Origin of the sequence: Kosakonia sp. AG348, from assembly GCF_003337365.1 — a bacterium.
Taxonomy (GTDB): domain Bacteria; phylum Pseudomonadota; class Gammaproteobacteria; order Enterobacterales; family Enterobacteriaceae; genus Kosakonia.
In genome coordinates, this window is the sequence record NZ_QPJR01000002.1 from 436,867 (window position 1) to 453,662 (window position 16,796).

Sequence of the window (16,796 nt, forward strand, 5' to 3'; positions counted from 1 at the left end):
GCGTGGTGAAAAAAGAATGCCGCCGTGGCGGCATTCACTGTTTCTGTGTTGAGTTAAGACTCGCAGTTAAAGTGTTGCAGCGTACTGCGCCACCGTAGCTTTCGCGCCTTTCTCCAGCAGTGTCAGATAGGCTTTTTTCACCTGCGCCACAAAGGTCGCGTCTTTCGGCAATTCATTGCCAAAAATCGCCTCAATGCCAAGCAACGCCTGCACGCGGGCTTCACCTTGCGCGCTGCTGTTAACCGCGCTCTGGATCACTGTCAGCAACGGATCACACACTTCAATCGCTTGCCCCTGCTCGTCGACGCCGCCGACATAGCGCATCCAGCCGGCAATTCCCAGCGCCAGCAAGGAGAAATTACGCTGATGCACTAAATGCCAGCGCACAGAATCCAGCATACGCTGCGGCAGTTTCTGGCTACCGTCCATGGCGATCTGCCAGGTCCGGTGACGCAGCGCGGTATTGCTGTAACGGGCGATCAGCAGATCGGCGTAATGCGCCAGATCCACACCCTGCACTTTCAGCGTTGGCGCCTGCTCTTTCAACATCAACGCGTGTGCGGCACGACGGTAATTCTCGTCTTCCATGCACTCATTAATATGTTGATAACCCGCCAGATAGCCCAGATACGCCAGGAAGGAGTGGCTGCCGTTCAGCATGCGCAGTTTCATCTCTTCAAACGGCACAACATCTGCCACCAGCTCGGCCCCCGCTTTTTCCCACGCCGGACGACCCGCCACGAAATTGTCTTCAATCACCCACTGGCGGAACGGCTCACAAGCTACACCCGCGGGGTCGCGCACACCGGTCAGTTGCTCGATTTTATCCAGCGTTTCGGCAGTCACCGCCGGAACAATTCTGTCTACCATGGTTGACGGGAATGTCACATTGGCTTCAATCCAGTCGCCCAATTCTGCGTTCACCGCGTGTGCATAAGCGCAGACCACATTGCGGGTGACATGGCCGTTTTCCGGCATGTTGTCGCAGGACATCACGCTGAACGCCGGTAAACCGGCGGCTTTACGGCGCACCAGAGCTTCCACTATCACGCCCGCGGCCGATTTTGGCTGCTGCGGATTTTGCAGATCGCCGACAATTAACGGGTGATCGAGCATCAATTTGCCGGTCGCCGGAGAGTGGCAATAGCCTTTCTCGGTGATGGTCAGCGAAACAATGGCAACCTGCGGTTCGCACATAGCGGCGAGCACGGTTTCCAGGCCATCCACCTGTGCGTGCAGCGCGCGTTTTGCTACGCCAACCACACGCGCAGTCCACGCGTCGGCAGACATTTCCGCCACGGTATAGAGGTTATCCTGCTGCTTGAGATCGGCAATTTGCTGCTCACCGCCAATCAAATTGACCTCGCAATAGCCCCAGTCACTGCCATGCTCTGCGGCAAGAATATCGGCATAAACTGACTGATGCGCGCGGTGAAACGCGCCAAAACCGAGATGCACAATGCGCGCAACCAGTTTGTTACGGTCATAAGTGGGTAGCGTGGCTTTCGCCGTTAATAGCCTGTTTTCCATGGTGAGACTCATCTTATTAAGTGAAACAGTGGTTCAATAGATTACGGACTGCGGTAAACCAGACTATGATTTGCGACAGGATTTGCGGACTACACCAACTAGAATGGTAACCAAATGTGTCAAAAAGCTACACATTTACCTTTGTGATTCAGGCAATGCGTTGAGAAGATGAAATTACGCGATAGCGCAGATGTTCCGGCGTTCCGGCGTTCCGGCGTTCCGGCAAAAAGCGTTTTAAAAATAGCCGCGCCCGCGCACAATATCTGAAGCGTTCGAAGAGTAAATGAATCCCTTTGCAGGTGACGGATATCATCTTAAACAGCCTTACTGAACCGGGCATGTTGAAGACATTCCTGCCAGGTCAAACGCTGTCGCCGTGCCCCATTTTCTTCAGAAGTTCTACGCGCCTGTCGCGATTTCACGCGCCGGATATTGCCTTAGCGGTTATTTAAACTGTGCTAACAGAATGAAATAAGGAGAGAAACAAAGACCGCATGCGAACAACGGGGCTGTCACGCTGAGTATCAAAAACGGCGTACATTACGCGCGTCCCCAGCCAGCCACGATGATCAACATCCCACACATGGCGATGAGCGCCCCAAGCCAGTCGTGAACACTGAGTTTGACGCCGTCGACCACACGTAGCCAAATCAACGCGGTGCATACATACACGCCGCCGTAAGCCGCGTAAACGCGCCCACTGGCCGCCGGATGCAGCGTTAACAACCACACGAACATGGCCAGCGCGAATGCCGCGGGAATGAGTAACAGTGGCGTAGCGCCGCGTTTTAGCCATAACCAGGGCAAAAAACAACCGACAATTTCACACAGCGCGGTGGCAAAGAACAGGAGTGTGGTTTTCAGCATCAGAGGCACGTTGATTCAAACTTGGTTGAACTATCATACCTGATAATGCTCTGAGAGTGAGTCCCGGCTGGCTATCCCGTGTGGCTGAGATCGCATAGAATAGAGTGATATGGGCATCTTGTTTCTCCCTCAAATTAAGGAAATCGCAATGACTAAAACACTTAGCAAACGCCTGTGCCTCACCGCAATGCTGACGCTGGGTGCCATCGTGTACACCACCTCCGCACTGGCCGAAACCAATCGTCTGGTGATTGAATCCGGCGATAACGCGCAAAGCCGCCAATCCGCAGCGATGGAAAAAGAGCAATGGAATGACACCCGCAGCCTGCGCAACAAAGTGAACAAGCGCGTGGAAAAAGAGTGGGATAAAACCGATGTCGCGTTTGATGCGCAGGACAAATGCCAGAAAAGTAGCAACCTCAACGCCTACTGGGAACCCAATACCCTGCGTTGTCTGGATCGCCGCACCGGACAGCAAATTCGTTAACAGCCCCGGGCGCTCGCGCGCCCGATTTCCGCTTACGTAAAAGGACTTTTCATGAGTGACGCTTACACCGTCCGCCTGCGCCCGCTCGAGCGCGAGGATTTGCGCTTCGTTCATCAACTGGATAACAACGCCAGCGTCATGCGTTACTGGTTTGAAGAACCCTACGAAGCCTTCGTTGAACTTTCTGACCTGTATGACAAGCACATTCACGATCAAAGCGAACGCCGTTTTGTGGTCGAGTGCAATGGCGAAAAAGCCGGATTAGTGGAGCTGGTTGAAATTAACCACGTTCACCGCCGCGCGGAGTTTCAGATAATCATCTCCCCGGAATATCAGGGCAAAGGGCTGGCATCAAAAGCCGCGAAGCTGGCGATGGATTACGGTTTTACGGTACTGAACCTGTATAAGCTCTATCTGATTGTGGATAAAGAGAACGAAAAAGCGATTCACATTTATCGCAAGCTGGGGTTTATGGTCGAAGGTGAATTAATCCATGAGTTCTTTATTAACGGTGAGTACCGCAACACCATTCGCATGTGTATTTTCCAGCAGCAGTATCTTGAAAACCACAAAACAAGCGGCCCGACGCTACTGAAACCCACCGCGCAATAAAGCGCGGTGGTCAGCGGCATCAATAATACTCGATGGTGTTTTTGATGCTGTATTTGTGCGACACCTGTGGCGTAACACTTTCGTCCACAATCTCCAGGCTGCAACTCACCGGGTTATCATGGCTGTCGTATTCACAGGCCTGTTTCACATTGCCCAACGGCTTATCGTTCAGCGTGCTGACAGAGGTGTAATCCAGCTTTTTGCGCTTATCTTTCGAAGGCGTAGACACAACAGACAACGTCGCGTCTTTCGATGTCGTGGTTTTTCCCAGCGGATACCCTTCATCGTCATAGCGGTATTTAACCTCTATCTCCTTGCCCGTTGCGCGAACCACAAATCCGTTATCGTCGGTATCCCAGGTCACGCCCGCTGCCGGGAACTCCGCCAGTTGGCACTTGCCCTGCAAACGCAGTCGTTTTTCCTTCGATTCCGCCTCAAGATAGTAGTTGGCATCCAGCACCAGCGACACGCCGCTGTTATTTTCCAGATCGTGCAATTCAAGCGTATCGAAACATCCCTCTTTCGACATCGTTCCGGTAACGCGTTTCGTGACTTCACCTTTATCGTTAAGCAACGTCTGGCTGAAATCTTTAACCGGGCCACGCAACGGATCAAAATCGAATTCATTCGAGAAGCTCGCCATTTCCGGCGTGAATGAAACGGGTCCCTTCGGCTTATCGCATCCGGCAAGCGCCACCGCCAGAGAGATAAGTAACAGCTGTTTTTTCAATGGGTTCACCACATTCTTCTTTTGTAATGCGCTTATATTAGCAAAAGCTTTATAACTTAGGGCAATGACTTCTTTGTGGCTATGCCTGGTGGCTGGCGAGTAACAACAGCGAATAGCCTGCGCCACCCACACCTGTTAGCAATAAAATCAACGATGAGAAGGTAGCAAAACGCCCACTTTGCCTCGCGGGTAACCAGCGTTTAACGGCCAGGATATAGAGCGTTAAGACACTAAAATCCAGCACTACCCAGATGGCGGTAAGCAACGTGATGCTGACGGAGAAATCACCGGTAATGCCGGTAAACTGCGGGAAAAAAGCGATAAAAAACAGAATATCCTTTGGATTAGCGATGGCCGTCATAAATCCCGCAACAAACCCGCCCTGCCCGCTATTGTGGGTCATCCCCGTGCCTTTTTCACGCCGCAAGGCGCGCAATGCCTGCACAGCGCTAATCGCAATAAAGAGCGAACCCGCCATTGCTACCAGATTTAGTAGCCAGCCCGAGAGCGTGACAACGCCCGCCAACGTTAACCCCGCCAGTGCGATTAATACCAGCGAGGCCAGATTAGTGCCTGCCAGCGTTAAAAACGCGCGCGCGTGATTGCCTCGCGCTGCCGCCGCGCACACCAGCGCCACCACCGGCCCGGGCGTTGCCAGCAACGTCACTACCACACCGATGTATGTTCCCAGCAGCACCACATTCAGTGATCCCATCCTCTCCCTCCTTTTATTTATTGACGAAGTATCACCGGAAAGCGCGGGCCTGAAAAACGAGTTAAACTGCCGTTCGCTATGCAAAAAACTCACAATGGATAACGAACAAATGAACCAAAACCTGCCGCCACTCTATGCACTACGGGCGTTTACCGTTGCCGCGCAAATGGCATCATTTAGCCAGGCAGCCCTTTTCCTCAATGTCACCCCCGGTGCGGTAAGCCGCCATATTCGTACCCTTGAAGAGTGGTTTGGGTGTCGTTTATTTCTGCGCCATGGCCCGAAAATTACCCTGACCGACGCAGGAAGCCAGCTGGCTGTTCGTTTACAGGACGGTTTTTTGCAACTGGAAAATGCCTGTCAGACACTGCGCAGCCACCAGCATCAGCTGCGGCTCAAAGCCCCGTCGACGCTGACAATGCGCTGGTTATTAGATGTGTTAAACGCCTTTCGCCAGCAGCACAGCACACCGCAGATTGAGATCAGTAGTGTCTGGATGGATATCGATACCGTCGATTTCCGCACCGAACCCTTCGATTGCGCCATTCTGCTGGGCAATGGCCATTTTGGTGAGTACACGCAAAGCCTGCGCTTATTTGATGAGTGGTTGATCCCGCTCTGCGCCCCGGCGCTTAAAGCGCTGGCGCAACGCGATCTGAGCAGTTGCGCCTTGATCCATCCGTCGCGCGATCGCCGCGACTGGCGGCGCTGGCAAGCCGGGAGCGGTTTATTTCCCACGCTCGTCCCTGGCGGCGGCGCGGTTTTTGACACGCTGGAACAAGCCTACCAGGCGGCGATCGGTGGTCATGGCGTGGCGGTCGGCGATCTGCTGCTCAGCCTGCCCGCCCTGGCGCAAAATCAGCTAACGCTGCCCTTTCCGCAAGCAATCAGCACTGGCGACAGTTACTGGCTGGTGTGGCCAAAAGATTCGCCGCGCAAAAAGAATATTGACCGTCTGGGCGAATTTCTGCTCACCGCCGTCCCGGTCGATTTCCCGCCGGAGGTGGAGCTATTAAAACAGCGATAGCGGCTTATTCAGATGATTCAGATATTTACCTTTTGCAGCCATCGCAGGTGCTAAGCTTAGAGCGGGTAAAACAGAAGGAGACGAGGATGCATTATTCACGTTGGCTTTGCGCATTACTGCTGGTGGGTGCTGTGCCGGCGTTCGCCGCGCCGGACTCATGCGAACGGGTTAAAACCGATATTCAGCAACGTATTATCAATAATGGCGTGCCGGAAACGGGATTTACGCTAACCATCGTGCCTAATGATCAGGCTGACCAGGCAGGTTCGCAGGTCGTCGGTCATTGCGCCAATGACACCTACAAAATTCTCTACACCCGCAACAGCGGCGCCGCTCAGCAGAGCGAAGAAAGCGCCGGCGCGCAGTAAATAAAATCCCCCTTCATTTCAGGGGGATTTCCCTCAACTTGATCACGCTTAAGATTCTTCTACTCCCTAATGATTAACATGATCACTTCATTAGCCTGCTTTTAATACACCAGGCAATTTCTTTTTATTATAAAAAATAATGGAGTGAGCTATGTCCGATAGTGAATACCAGGGAGGGATCAGCCGACGAACGTTGGTGAAATCCACCGCTTTAGGATCGCTTGCGCTGGCCGCCGGGAGTTTTTCTCTGCCCTTTGGCCTGCGTTCTGCCGCCGCTGCCGTGCAACAGGCGATGCAACCCGTGCCAGACAAAGTGGTGTGGGGAGCCTGCTCGGTCAACTGCGGTAGCCGCTGCGCGCTGCGTTTGCATGTCCGTGACAATGAAGTTTACTGGGTTGAAACCGATAATACCGGCGAGGATATCTACGGCAATCACCAGGTACGCGCCTGCCTGCGCGGCCGTTCTATTCGCCGCCGCATTAACCACCCGGATCGCCTGAACTACCCCATGAAACGCGTCGGTAAACGCGGAGAAGGCAAGTTTGAACGTATCAGCTGGGACGAAGCACTGGATACTATCGCCACCAGTTTGAAAGACGTGGTGCAAAAATACGGCAACGAAGCGGTCTACATTAATTACTCCTCCGGCATTGTCGGCGGCAACATTACCCGCTCTTCCCCTTCGGCGTCGATTATTGCCCGCCTGATGGCGATGTATGGCGGTTTTCTCAACCAGTACGGCACTTACAGCACCGCGCAAATCTCCTGTGCGATGCCTTACACCTACGGTTCCAACGACGGTAACAGCACCTCGGATATCGAAAACACCAAACTGGTGGTGATGTTCGGTAACAACCCGGCGGAAACCCGCATGAGCGGCGGCGGCATTACCTATTTCCTCGAGCAGGCGCGTGAACGCTCAAATGCGCGGATGATCGTTATCGATCCGCGTTATACCGATACGGCCGCCGGACGCGAAGATGAGTGGGTGCCCATTCGTCCAGGTACTGATGCCGCGCTGGTTGCCGGTATGGCGTGGGTGCTGATTAACGAAAACCTCGTCGACCAGGCGTTTCTGGATAAATATTGCGTCGGCTACGACGAAAAAACGCTGCCTGCCGATGCGCCCGCCAACAGCCATTACAAAGCCTATATTCTCGGCCAGGGCGAAGACGGCATCGCTAAAACACCGCAGTGGGCATCGCGTATCACCGGTATTCCCGCCGATAAAATCATCAAACTGGCGCGGGAAATTGGCAGCGCCAAACCGGCTTATATCTGCCAGGGCTGGGGGCCGCAGCGCCAGGCCAATGGCGAACTGACCTCACGCGCCATTGCCATGTTGCCGATCCTCACGGGTAACGTCGGCATCAACGGCGGCAACAGCGGCGCGCGTGAATCCACCTACACCATCACCATTGAACGTATGCCGATGCCGGAAAACCCGGTGAAAACCTCGATTTCGTGCTTTACCTGGACCGATGCCATTGCGCGCGGCCCGGAGATGACCGCCAAACGTGACGGTGTACGCGGTAAAGATAAACTTGATGTGCCGATTAAATTTATCTGGAACTATGCCGGAAACACCATTACCAACCAGCACGGCGATATCAACCGCACTCACGACATTCTGCAGGACGACAGCAAGTGCGAAATGATCGTGGTCATTGAGAACTTTATGACCTCATCGGCGATGTATGCCGACATTCTGCTGCCAGATTTGATGACCGTCGAACAGGAAGACATCATCCCCAATGATTATGCCGGGAACATGGGCTACCTGATTTTCCTCCAGCCCGTCACCGCGCCGAAGTTCGAACGTAAACCGATTTACTGGATAACCAGCGAAATCGCTCGCCGCCTGGGAACGGATATCTACCAGAAATTTACCGAAGGTCGTACGCAGGAAGAGTGGCTGAAATACCTGTACGCCAAAATGGTCGCCAAAGATCCGCAACTGCCCGCTTATGAAGACCTGAAAGCGATGGGTATTTATAAGCGCAAAGATCCGAACGGCCACTTTGTTGCCTATAAAAAATTCCGCGACGACCCGATCGCCAACCCGCTGAAAACCCCCTCCGGCAAAATTGAAATTTACTCCAGCAAGCTGGCGGAAATTGCCAACAGCTGGGAACTGGATAAAGACGAAGTGATTAGCCCGCTACCGGTTTACGCCTCAACCTTTGAAGGCTGGGACGATCCGGCGCGCGAAAAATTCCCGCTGCAATTATTCGGTTTTCACTACAAAGCACGCACCCACTCCAGCTACGGCAACATCGATGTGTTGCAGGAAGCGTGTCTCCAGGAGGTGTGGATCAACCCGATCGACGCCGAACGGCGCGGGATCAAACAGGGCGACATGGTGCGCGTCTTTAACGACCGCGGGGAAGTCCGTATCGCCGCGAAAGTGACGCCGCGCATCATGCCGGGCGTCAGCGCCATGGGCCAGGGGCCTGGCATCAGGCCAGTATGGACGGCGATCGCATTGACCACGGCGGCTGCGTAAACACGCTGACCACGCACCGGCCTTCGCCGCTGGCGAAAGGCAACCCGCAGCACACCAATCTGGTCGATATTCAAAAGGTTTAAGGAGTAGCCGATGACAACCCAGTATGGATTTTTTATCGATTCTGCCCGGTGCACCGGTTGTAAAACCTGCGAACTGGCCTGTAAAGATTACAAAGACTTAACCCCGGATGTCAGTTTCCGCCGCGTGTATGAATACGCGGGCGGTAACTGGCAGGAAGATAACGGCGTCTGGCAGCAAAACGTCTTTGCGTATTATCTGTCGATTTCCTGCAACCATTGTGAAGATCCGGCATGTACCAAAGTCTGCCCGAGCGGTGCAATGCATAAGCGGGAAGACGGGTTTGTGGTGGTGGACGAAGATGTCTGCATCGGCTGTCGCTACTGCCATATGGCCTGCCCGTACGGCGCGCCGCAATACAATGCGGCAAAAGGTCATATGACCAAATGCGACGGCTGTTATGACCGCGTTGCAGAAGGGAAAAAGCCCATCTGCGTGGAATCCTGCCCGCTGCGCGCGCTCGATTTCGGCCCGATTGACGAATTGCGTAAGCAACATGGCGAACTGGCCGCTATCGCCCCGCTTCCGGCATCGCACTTCACGAAGCCCAATATTGTCATCAAACCAAACGCCAACAGCCGTCCGACGGGGGATACCACCGGCTATCTGGCAAACCCGCAGGAGGTGTGAGATGGGAAACGGATGGCATGAATGGCCGCTGGTTCTGTTTACGGTGCTCGGTCAGTGCGTGGTGGGCGGATTGATTGTGACTGGCTTCGTGTGGATGAACGTCAGAGAAGACAATAGCGGCCAGGTGCGGATTGTCCGCAGCCAGTTTTTGCTCTGGGTGTTGATGGGCATCGGTTTTATCGCCTCAATGATGCACCTCGGTTTACCGCTGCGCGCGTTTAACTCGCTAAACCGCATTGGCGCCTCGTCACTGAGCAATGAAATCGCCGCCGGATCGCTGTTTTTCGCCGTCGGCGGTCTCTGGTGGCTGCTGGCCTGGCTTGGCAAACTGCCAGCCGCACTGGGGCGCGGCTGGCTGATTATCAGCATGGTATTGGGGGTGCTGTTTGTCTGGGCGATGACGCGGGTTTACCAGATTGATACCGTGCCGACCTGGCATAACGGCTACACCACCGCCGCATTTTTCCTCACCATGTTGACGGGCGGGCCGCTGCTGGCGGCGTTGCTGCTGCGGCTGGCGGGTATGCGTTTTCCGGCCCCGCGTTTTGCCGCCATCAGCGTTGCGGCACTTATCGCAAGCGTTGCCGTGGTTATGCTGCAGAGCATGCAGCTTGGCGAAACCCACAGCTCAGTGCAGCAAGCGGTCGCGCTGGTGCCCGATTACGGCCTGTTGCAGGTGGTGCGTTTACTGCTGGTCGCCCTCGGTCTCGGTTGCTGGATCTGTCCGCTTGTAATGCGCAGACAGCCGAAAGCCAGCAGCTTGCTGGTCGGCGTTGTGCTGGTGGTAGCCGGTGAAATCATTGGCCGTGGTCTGTTTTACGGCCTGCATATGACCGTTGGCGTTGCGGTCGCGGGTTAATCACAATGCGCGGGGAAACCCGCGCTTTTCAGGAGAAAGCATGACGGACGCAACCCGCGAGTCTTTTATTTTTACCGCCCGCGTGCTGGGCGCCCTTTTTTACTATCCGCCGGAGAGCGAACCCTCCGCGCCGCTCGTCGCCGCGCTACGCAGTCGCGAGTGGCTGGAACAGTGGCCTTTACCACAAGAGGCGCTTATTCCGCTGGCAGAGGCGTTTGCGCAACCATGTGACGAGCCGCTAAATGAGGCATGGCAACGATTGTTGATCGGCCCGTGGGCGCTACCCGCGCCGCCGTGGGGTTCGGTCTGGCTGGATAAAGAGAGCGTGTTGTTTGGCGACTCAACGCTGGCGCTGCGCCAGTGGATGCGCGACAACAATATTGCGTTCAATAGCGGGCAAAACGAGCCGGAAGATCACTTCGGCACCTTGCTGCTGATGGCGGCGTGGCTGGTGGAACAAGGCAAAAACAACGCCTGCGATCAATTACTGGCCTGGCATCTGCTGCCGTGGAGCGGGCGGTTTCTTGCCGAGTTCTGTGATAACGCGCAGCACCCTTTTTTCATGGCACTCGGGCAACTGGCGCAATTAACGCTGGCGCAGTGGCAAGAGCAGTTGCTTATTCCGGTGGCGCTAAAAACGCTGTTTCGCTAAAAATGCAAAGCGGAACGTCTTTGGACGTTCCGCTTTTAAGAAATGGTGAATGGTTATCCACCACACGCCATTTATCAGGTCAAAAATATTCTTTATGCTTCAACTTTGACAATTGAACAATTTGAAGTGTTGCTTTTATATGAATACAGGACTTCACATTCGGTCAATTGTAGATGAGAAATGCCATTATTATCGCAAGATTTCACTGGGTTACATCGTTCAACATTTAAGCCTAGTAAAATACACTGTATGTCGAATATTCATCATTAGGAACAAATGTGAGGAAACCAATTTTTCAGAGATGTGAGCCCAATAAATTTCATTAGACTCACATTTATTCTCTTTATATTTTTAACACAACAATCTTAATCACTACCGGAGGAGTCGGTAAGTTGTCCCTTTGTAAGATTTAATTTCTTTTGCCGATTGTTCAGTAAAATCGTAATAACCTTCACTAATTCCAGTAAATTTGAATTTCGTCCCTACCGGAAATATACCTTCCTCTTCATCGCCATACCCATACTGGAAGACTCGAGGGCTCCCTATGATTCTGTATACTATTCCATTTTCCTCTCCTTCATTCGTACTATATTTACCACTCGCAAAATTTTTCGCTGTTCTTTTTGAATCAGTCACGGACATAAGGAAATTCGTTTTCACTAATTCCCCAGGTTTGATTCTGTCAAAAAGCGGACCGCTCTTTGTTCCCCGGTAATAAGTAGCGATACCTCTCCTTTTTTCAGCATTGGCAGCCGCATTCATGAGTTCGACAGCTTTTCCACGAGAAATCAATCTAGCAATTTTACTCATATCAGCTCCCGGAGCAAACGTATAGTCTTTGTTGGTACGTTTAAATTCAGCTTTAGCTTCTTGTAGACTGGTACTGCTATCAGGAACATTTATATCCACACCAAGCTCTTTTTTGATAGCGGAATTTATAAAATAAGCCCCAGCATTGGTTGAGTATAAATATAACGCTCCCATCCTTGTTAATTCATCGTATTCACCCTCAGTTGAAGTGGACGAGGATTTTGAAACAGCATTATTTTTAGCGCCCGTACCTTTCATATATCGAGCAACAAGTATGTGCGCATCTTTTTGTTTCGGGTTGATTCTCTTGATTGCATCCATAATCGTTTTGGGATCGGACTTGCTGATTTTCATCTGCATTAACTGCATAATAATTTCATCTTCATTAGTTTCCAGACCATCCGCATCGTGGAATGTTACTGGATTATTCCTGACCATCCTGAACAGATTTAGACCGTCAATGCCACCCGCCGGATCCGCACTCAACCAACGTCCCGCCCACGGCTGATAATAGCGGTAACCGTAGTAATAAAGCCCGGTGGCGTCCTGCTCCTTGCCGGAATAACGAATTGTTTTGTAATCCGCCTCCAGCTGGCTGCGCGCGGCAAACAGCGCCGTACCGCCAAACGGGTAATACTCCTCCTGGCTGATAAGCTCGCCGCTGGCGTCCACTTCGAGGCTGCTGCTGCCGGTCAGGTTGTCGTAGCTGTAACGAATCTGGTCGTTGCTGATACCGGCGGGCTGCCCGCTCTCCCAGTGCAGCACCCGCACCTGCGCGCGTCCGGCCACGCCGACGGTTATCACCTGTAACTCCTCTGTGGCGCTGCTGCGCAGTTCCAGACCCGGCAGGTAAACCACCCGTCTGGTCTGCGTGCTGTTGCCGGTCAGCTGCGAGGTGATTTTCACGATGCGCTGGCTGGCGGCGTCGTAGCGGTAACGTTCGCTGTCGTCGGCTGCGCCGTCGCGGGTGACGGGTGTGACCTGCTGCAGCTCCTGACGCGCCGTCCACAGCAGGCTCTGCCCCGGTAAAAGCTCTTTCTGCTGGCCGCCGGCGGTGAACAGCGCCTCCACATCCGCCGGGTTTTCGGTGAGTGTGCTGAGTACTGCGCGGTTACTGCGGTCGCTGACTGTAACTGATGTCGTGTAGTTATTGCCGGATGCGGGCGCGCTGTGCTGAATTTTCGTCAGATTACCGGCGTTATCGTAGGTGTAGATGCGGGAGTAGTTTGTGTACGTGGCGTTATCAAAAGAGGAATACGCCGGAAGGTTGCTGTTCTGCTGTACCGCACTGGCCATTTCGCGTCCGGTGGCGCTGACCAGCTGGTACAGGCTGTCGTAGGCGTAGTGATTCTCGGGAACGACTTCCTGATTGCGCCAGAAACGCGACTCTTCGGCATCATTAGTAATCACCAGCACGTTACCCACCGGGTCGTATTCGTAGCGCAGGTCCTGCAGCACTTTTGCCGGTGTCATACGTTCCGTTTTAATACCGACCAGCCGCTGGGTTTCCGCTTCGTACGAATATGTGGTCACCACGCCGTTGCCGTGCTCCTCGCGCAGCTTCTGCCCGGCAGCGGACCAGGTCAGGGATTTCACAATTACCTGCTCGGAACCGCCACTCACAGTCAGCCAGCTGCCTTTCAGCAGCCCCGCCACGTCATAGGCCACGCGCTGGATATTGCCTTTCGCATCGGTGGTGGTCAGGACATTCCCGGCGGCATCCACCGTACTCAGCGTGGTGTAAGTTTCGCCCGCCAGCAGGTCGTTCCACGCGGAAGCATCCGCGCCCTGCCAGTCGGCTTCGGCATCGTCCGGCAGTAACTGGCGGGTGACGGCAAGCGGTACACCGTTCAGGGAAATACTGGTCGTTGAGAGCAAACCTGCCGGGTCGTAGTGGCTGACAAGCTGGCTGGCAAGATTGTGGCTCTGTTCATCCACTGAATTCCCACTCCAGATAAATCGTTCAGAGACTTTTCCCTGCTCGGTAATGCTGAGCAACCGCCCCGGCAGGCCTGCATCTTCATACTGGAAGGTGCGGGTCACCGCGGCGGTGCGGTCATTCCCTGAACCAATATTGCTGACCTGCAAAAACGCCCGCCCGGAGGCGTCATTCAGGGCAATCGTGGTTCCGGCATCGGCACTTTGCGTGCGCAGCGGCGCGCCGTTCAGGTCGGGGACATAACTGAAATTCGCCAGTCCGGCGGCATACAAACGCGGGTCAGCACTTTGTGATGGTAAACCGCGCGCGTCAAACTGATGGCGGGTAATGCGCTCATCGGTGGTGTCCGGTGTTTCCGGATGGCGGTGATACGTGATGTCACGCACCGCCAGACCACGGTTATCCAGCACCGTAACCGACGGGGTTTTACTGTAAAGGGAAAGACTCATGGAATACTCCGTTAGATGTTAGGCAACCAAAAGGGTCACCGAAAGTATAGTTGACGGCCTCTGCAAAGTTTGTCGGATTTGATTTATATGTATTTTCAGAGGCGTTCCCATTCTGCACTGGGCTGGATGACGCCATCCGAATTCGCTGAGAAGTCTGCCGGTTGGCAGAATATGCAGCCAACATGAAGCCGGTTATTCCTGATTACGACTGGATCATATTCGGGGTCAGGGTCAACAGTCAAAATGCCCTGACAACCGCTCATTGAATCGCCACGGGTTAAACATGCACCCCATCCCCACCTACCCGACGTTTTGTCAGCGATTCAGTGATGTTTAACTTTCTACTAAAAGAGGGAGTTGTGAGCAGAAAGGCTGCGACAGGAGAAAAGCAGGCGGGATCACAAGTCGTGCGCCGCGTAGCAAGCAGGCTGTCCATTATCGTTTGAACTATATTGTTCTAATGACGTGGAAGGCTTAGCCAGTCTGGATGCAGTCAACGTAGCTGACATAAAGCAAGTATATCTCTGCGAGGGCGTATGAAATTTCCAGGAATCCCCGAAAATGAAGAAGAACGATTAAAGTCTCTCCATCTGGCAGACCTGCTTGATACAGGTGCCGATGAACGTTTTGATCGTTTAACTCGCCTTGCAAAAAAGGTCTTCCAGGTGCCTGTCGTACTAATAAGCCTGCTTGATCGCGAGCGCCAATGGTTGCTTGCATGTGAGGGGCTGGGTATTAAGGAAACGCCCCGTAACATCTCCTTTTGTGGTCATGCCATTTTGCAGGAAGGCCCCTTTATTGTTAACGACGCAGCTAATGATGAACGCTTCCATGATAACCCTCTGGTGACGGGTGAGCCTTACATCAGATTCTATGCAGGCTACCCGGTTCATCTGCCTGATGGTCAGGTAGCAGGTACGCTTTGTCTGATCAATACCACCCCCCGTGGCTTTAACGACGATGATATTGCCTCACTCAAGGATTTAGCCTTTATTCTGGAAGATGAATTCAGGGTGATTGGAATGGCCATGACAGATAGCCTGACAGGTATCGCTAATCGTCGTGGCTTTTACAGGACGGGGGAAAAACGATTCCGCAACCTTGCTAAAGATAATGCAGCATTTAGCCTTATCTTTTTTGATCTGGATAGATTCAAACCTATCAACGATCTCTGGGGGCACGCTGAAGGTGATGAAGTATTAAAAGTATTCTCAGCGCTGTTGCACCAGCATCTTGGTGCCGGAGATATCGTAGGACGTCTTGGTGGAGATGAATTCGCCGTTCTCGTTACGCAGCAGGCTCATGCTGATGCTTTCTTGAACAATCTCCGAAAAAGTGTGGATGAGTACAACAAAAAATCGGGTAAGCCGTACAACATTAATTATTCCTTTGGAATGTTGCATAGTGACGCGCGTCGTTACCAGTCGCTGGGGGAGATGCTTAAAGAGAGCGACGAGGTGATGTACTCCGCAAAGCGTCGTAAGAGGATATAAGCGCACATCTTTCACAACTTGTCCTCATGCGTTCAGTAACAGGTGAGCGGAAACAGATTCCGCTCGTTCTTTCATCATTCTCCCCTTCTCTCTGCATGTTTGTTACTGCACGAAGCCCACATCACCATCATCTGGACACCGGATAATACGGGGGTAAATACGCCGTCGAACACCAGTAATCAGGTGCAGCCAGTGCTGCCAAACCCGGTGATTGTGGATCCGCTACCGGATAATATGGGTATTACGGCTACGACCAGCCCGACACCCGATGAGAAGCATTTTGCGGATTACATTCTAATCCTGCCGGTGCCGGATATTCCGCCGATTTATATCTACCTGAGCAAACAGCCAGTTGAATTTCTGGAGGTGGAGCTGTATAGCGGCGTCAGGGTAAATATGAAGCTGGCCATATGCCATCGAGGGCGGCTGTTGACGTTTATTTGAGAGCTAACTATCCACTGCTGGACGATAATGAGATCCTTGCACTGACTGATCAGGATTCCGCAATAGTCATTCCCAAAGGGGTTCACTAGAAGCTCAGTGAAACTTACGGCGACGTAATACACCAGCGCAAATCGAACTGGACTCGAGTAACTTGCGTGCTGCGGTGGATCATAATCTGGACGCTATTAAACCGGCGTTGAAAGCGCATGGCGCGACTGAGAGGCAGCAAGAGCGAAAATGCATCAGTTAAACAGAGAGGTCGTTCGGGCCTTCAGCCCGGAACAGAGATGCTGAAGAAACGCTGATCAACATCAGTGCCCGCCTGGTTGATTTGCAGTCCACGCTGGAACTTGTCAGTCGCCTGGATTTTTATTTATTCTGAACGCTGAATGAAGCACGGGAAATTACAGGGCGCTGGCAGAATATAACAGCGAGCGCACCCCTTAATTCCTGAATAACCTTACCTTGGAAGAGTACCGGCTGATGATTGAAACGCCGGAAATCTCAAAAAGCACCTGGAACAAAAACGGGTGCGCTTATATATTTGGAGCCCCCCAAAATAGACCACTCCATTCATTAATATTAACGACATACTGT

At 53.0% G+C, this 16,796-nt stretch carries 14 protein-coding genes and 2 pseudogenes; 11 read left to right on the forward strand and 5 right to left on the reverse strand.

The features are described 5' to 3' along the window. Positions 1 to 66: 66 nt before the first annotated feature. A complete protein-coding gene (locus DFO56_RS05845; protein WP_045508596.1) occupies positions 67 to 1,530 on the reverse strand; it encodes a mannitol dehydrogenase family protein in 1,464 nt (487 codons plus the stop codon). 540 nt (positions 1,531 to 2,070) lie between these two features. Beyond that, positions 2,071 to 2,397, reverse strand: a complete 327-nt coding sequence (locus DFO56_RS05850) for a YnfA family protein (RefSeq protein ID WP_016496190.1) — start codon at positions 2,395 to 2,397, stop codon at positions 2,071 to 2,073. A gap of 148 nt (positions 2,398 to 2,545) precedes the next feature. Between DFO56_RS05850 and DFO56_RS05855 the strand changes: the two genes are divergently transcribed. Beyond that, positions 2,546 to 2,884, forward strand: a complete 339-nt coding sequence (locus DFO56_RS05855) for a DUF1283 family protein (protein ID WP_016496191.1) — start codon at positions 2,546 to 2,548, stop codon at positions 2,882 to 2,884. Between the two features lie 51 nt (positions 2,885 to 2,935). After that, positions 2,936 to 3,496, forward strand: coding sequence for a spermidine N1-acetyltransferase (gene speG / locus DFO56_RS05860; RefSeq protein ID WP_016496192.1), 561 nt, complete (start codon positions 2,936 to 2,938; stop codon positions 3,494 to 3,496). A gap of 19 nt (positions 3,497 to 3,515) precedes the next feature. Here the strand turns inward: speG and DFO56_RS05865 are convergent, their stop codons facing one another. Then, positions 3,516 to 4,226, reverse strand: a complete 711-nt coding sequence (locus DFO56_RS05865) for a YnfC family lipoprotein (protein WP_170956352.1) — start codon at positions 4,224 to 4,226, stop codon at positions 3,516 to 3,518. 79 nt (positions 4,227 to 4,305) lie between these two features. Beyond that, positions 4,306 to 4,941 (reverse strand): LysE family translocator, encoded by a 636-nt coding sequence (locus DFO56_RS05870; RefSeq protein ID WP_082071766.1) that lies wholly within the window; start codon positions 4,939 to 4,941, stop codon positions 4,306 to 4,308. A 109-nt stretch (positions 4,942 to 5,050) separates the two neighbouring features. Here DFO56_RS05870 and DFO56_RS05875 point away from each other — a divergent pair, with 109 nt between their 5' ends. The 6 genes and pseudogenes from DFO56_RS05875 (at position 5,051) to dmsD (ending at position 11,064) form a co-directional block, all read left to right on the forward strand. After that, positions 5,051 to 5,968, forward strand: coding sequence for a LysR substrate-binding domain-containing protein (locus DFO56_RS05875; protein ID WP_045508598.1), 918 nt, complete (start codon positions 5,051 to 5,053; stop codon positions 5,966 to 5,968). 86 nt (positions 5,969 to 6,054) lie between these two features. After that, complete coding sequence (locus tag DFO56_RS05880) at positions 6,055 to 6,336, forward strand: DUF1161 domain-containing protein (RefSeq protein ID WP_016496196.1); 282 nt, start codon at positions 6,055 to 6,057, stop codon at positions 6,334 to 6,336. Positions 6,337 to 6,487: 151 nt separating this feature from the next. Next, a pseudogene (gene ynfE / locus DFO56_RS05885) lies at positions 6,488 to 8,925 on the forward strand (selenate/tellurate reductase subunit YnfE). A 10-nt stretch (positions 8,926 to 8,935) separates the two neighbouring features. Then, the gene (locus DFO56_RS05890; protein WP_045508601.1) at positions 8,936 to 9,553 is read left to right on the forward strand and encodes a DMSO/selenate family reductase complex B subunit; all 618 of its coding nucleotides are present in this window, start codon (positions 8,936 to 8,938) and stop codon (positions 9,551 to 9,553) included. Position 9,554: 1 nt separating this feature from the next. Continuing rightward, positions 9,555 to 10,412 (forward strand): DmsC/YnfH family molybdoenzyme membrane anchor subunit, encoded by an 858-nt coding sequence (locus DFO56_RS05895; RefSeq protein WP_045508604.1) that lies wholly within the window; start codon positions 9,555 to 9,557, stop codon positions 10,410 to 10,412. 40 nt (positions 10,413 to 10,452) lie between these two features. Next, positions 10,453 to 11,064, forward strand: coding sequence for a Tat proofreading chaperone DmsD (gene dmsD / locus DFO56_RS05900; protein WP_045508607.1), 612 nt, complete (start codon positions 10,453 to 10,455; stop codon positions 11,062 to 11,064). A 372-nt stretch (positions 11,065 to 11,436) separates the two neighbouring features. Here the strand turns inward: dmsD and DFO56_RS05905 are convergent, their stop codons facing one another. Then, positions 11,437 to 14,262 (reverse strand): RHS repeat protein, encoded by a 2,826-nt coding sequence (locus tag DFO56_RS05905; protein WP_233500377.1) that lies wholly within the window; start codon positions 14,260 to 14,262, stop codon positions 11,437 to 11,439. A gap of 536 nt (positions 14,263 to 14,798) precedes the next feature. On the opposite strand from DFO56_RS05905, the gene DFO56_RS05910 reads away from it, so the two are divergent. The 3 genes and pseudogenes from DFO56_RS05910 to DFO56_RS05920 form a co-directional block, all read left to right on the forward strand. Further along, positions 14,799 to 15,755, forward strand: a complete 957-nt coding sequence (locus tag DFO56_RS05910) for a sensor domain-containing diguanylate cyclase (RefSeq protein ID WP_045513375.1) — start codon at positions 14,799 to 14,801, stop codon at positions 15,753 to 15,755. Between the two features lie 42 nt (positions 15,756 to 15,797). Further along, positions 15,798 to 16,199, forward strand: a complete 402-nt coding sequence (locus DFO56_RS24895) for an S-type pyocin domain-containing protein (protein WP_233500378.1) — start codon at positions 15,798 to 15,800, stop codon at positions 16,197 to 16,199. A 361-nt stretch (positions 16,200 to 16,560) separates the two neighbouring features. Further along, positions 16,561 to 16,721: pseudogene (locus tag DFO56_RS05920) on the forward strand (IS3 family transposase); the annotation flags it as partial. Positions 16,722 to 16,796 lie beyond the last annotated feature (75 nt).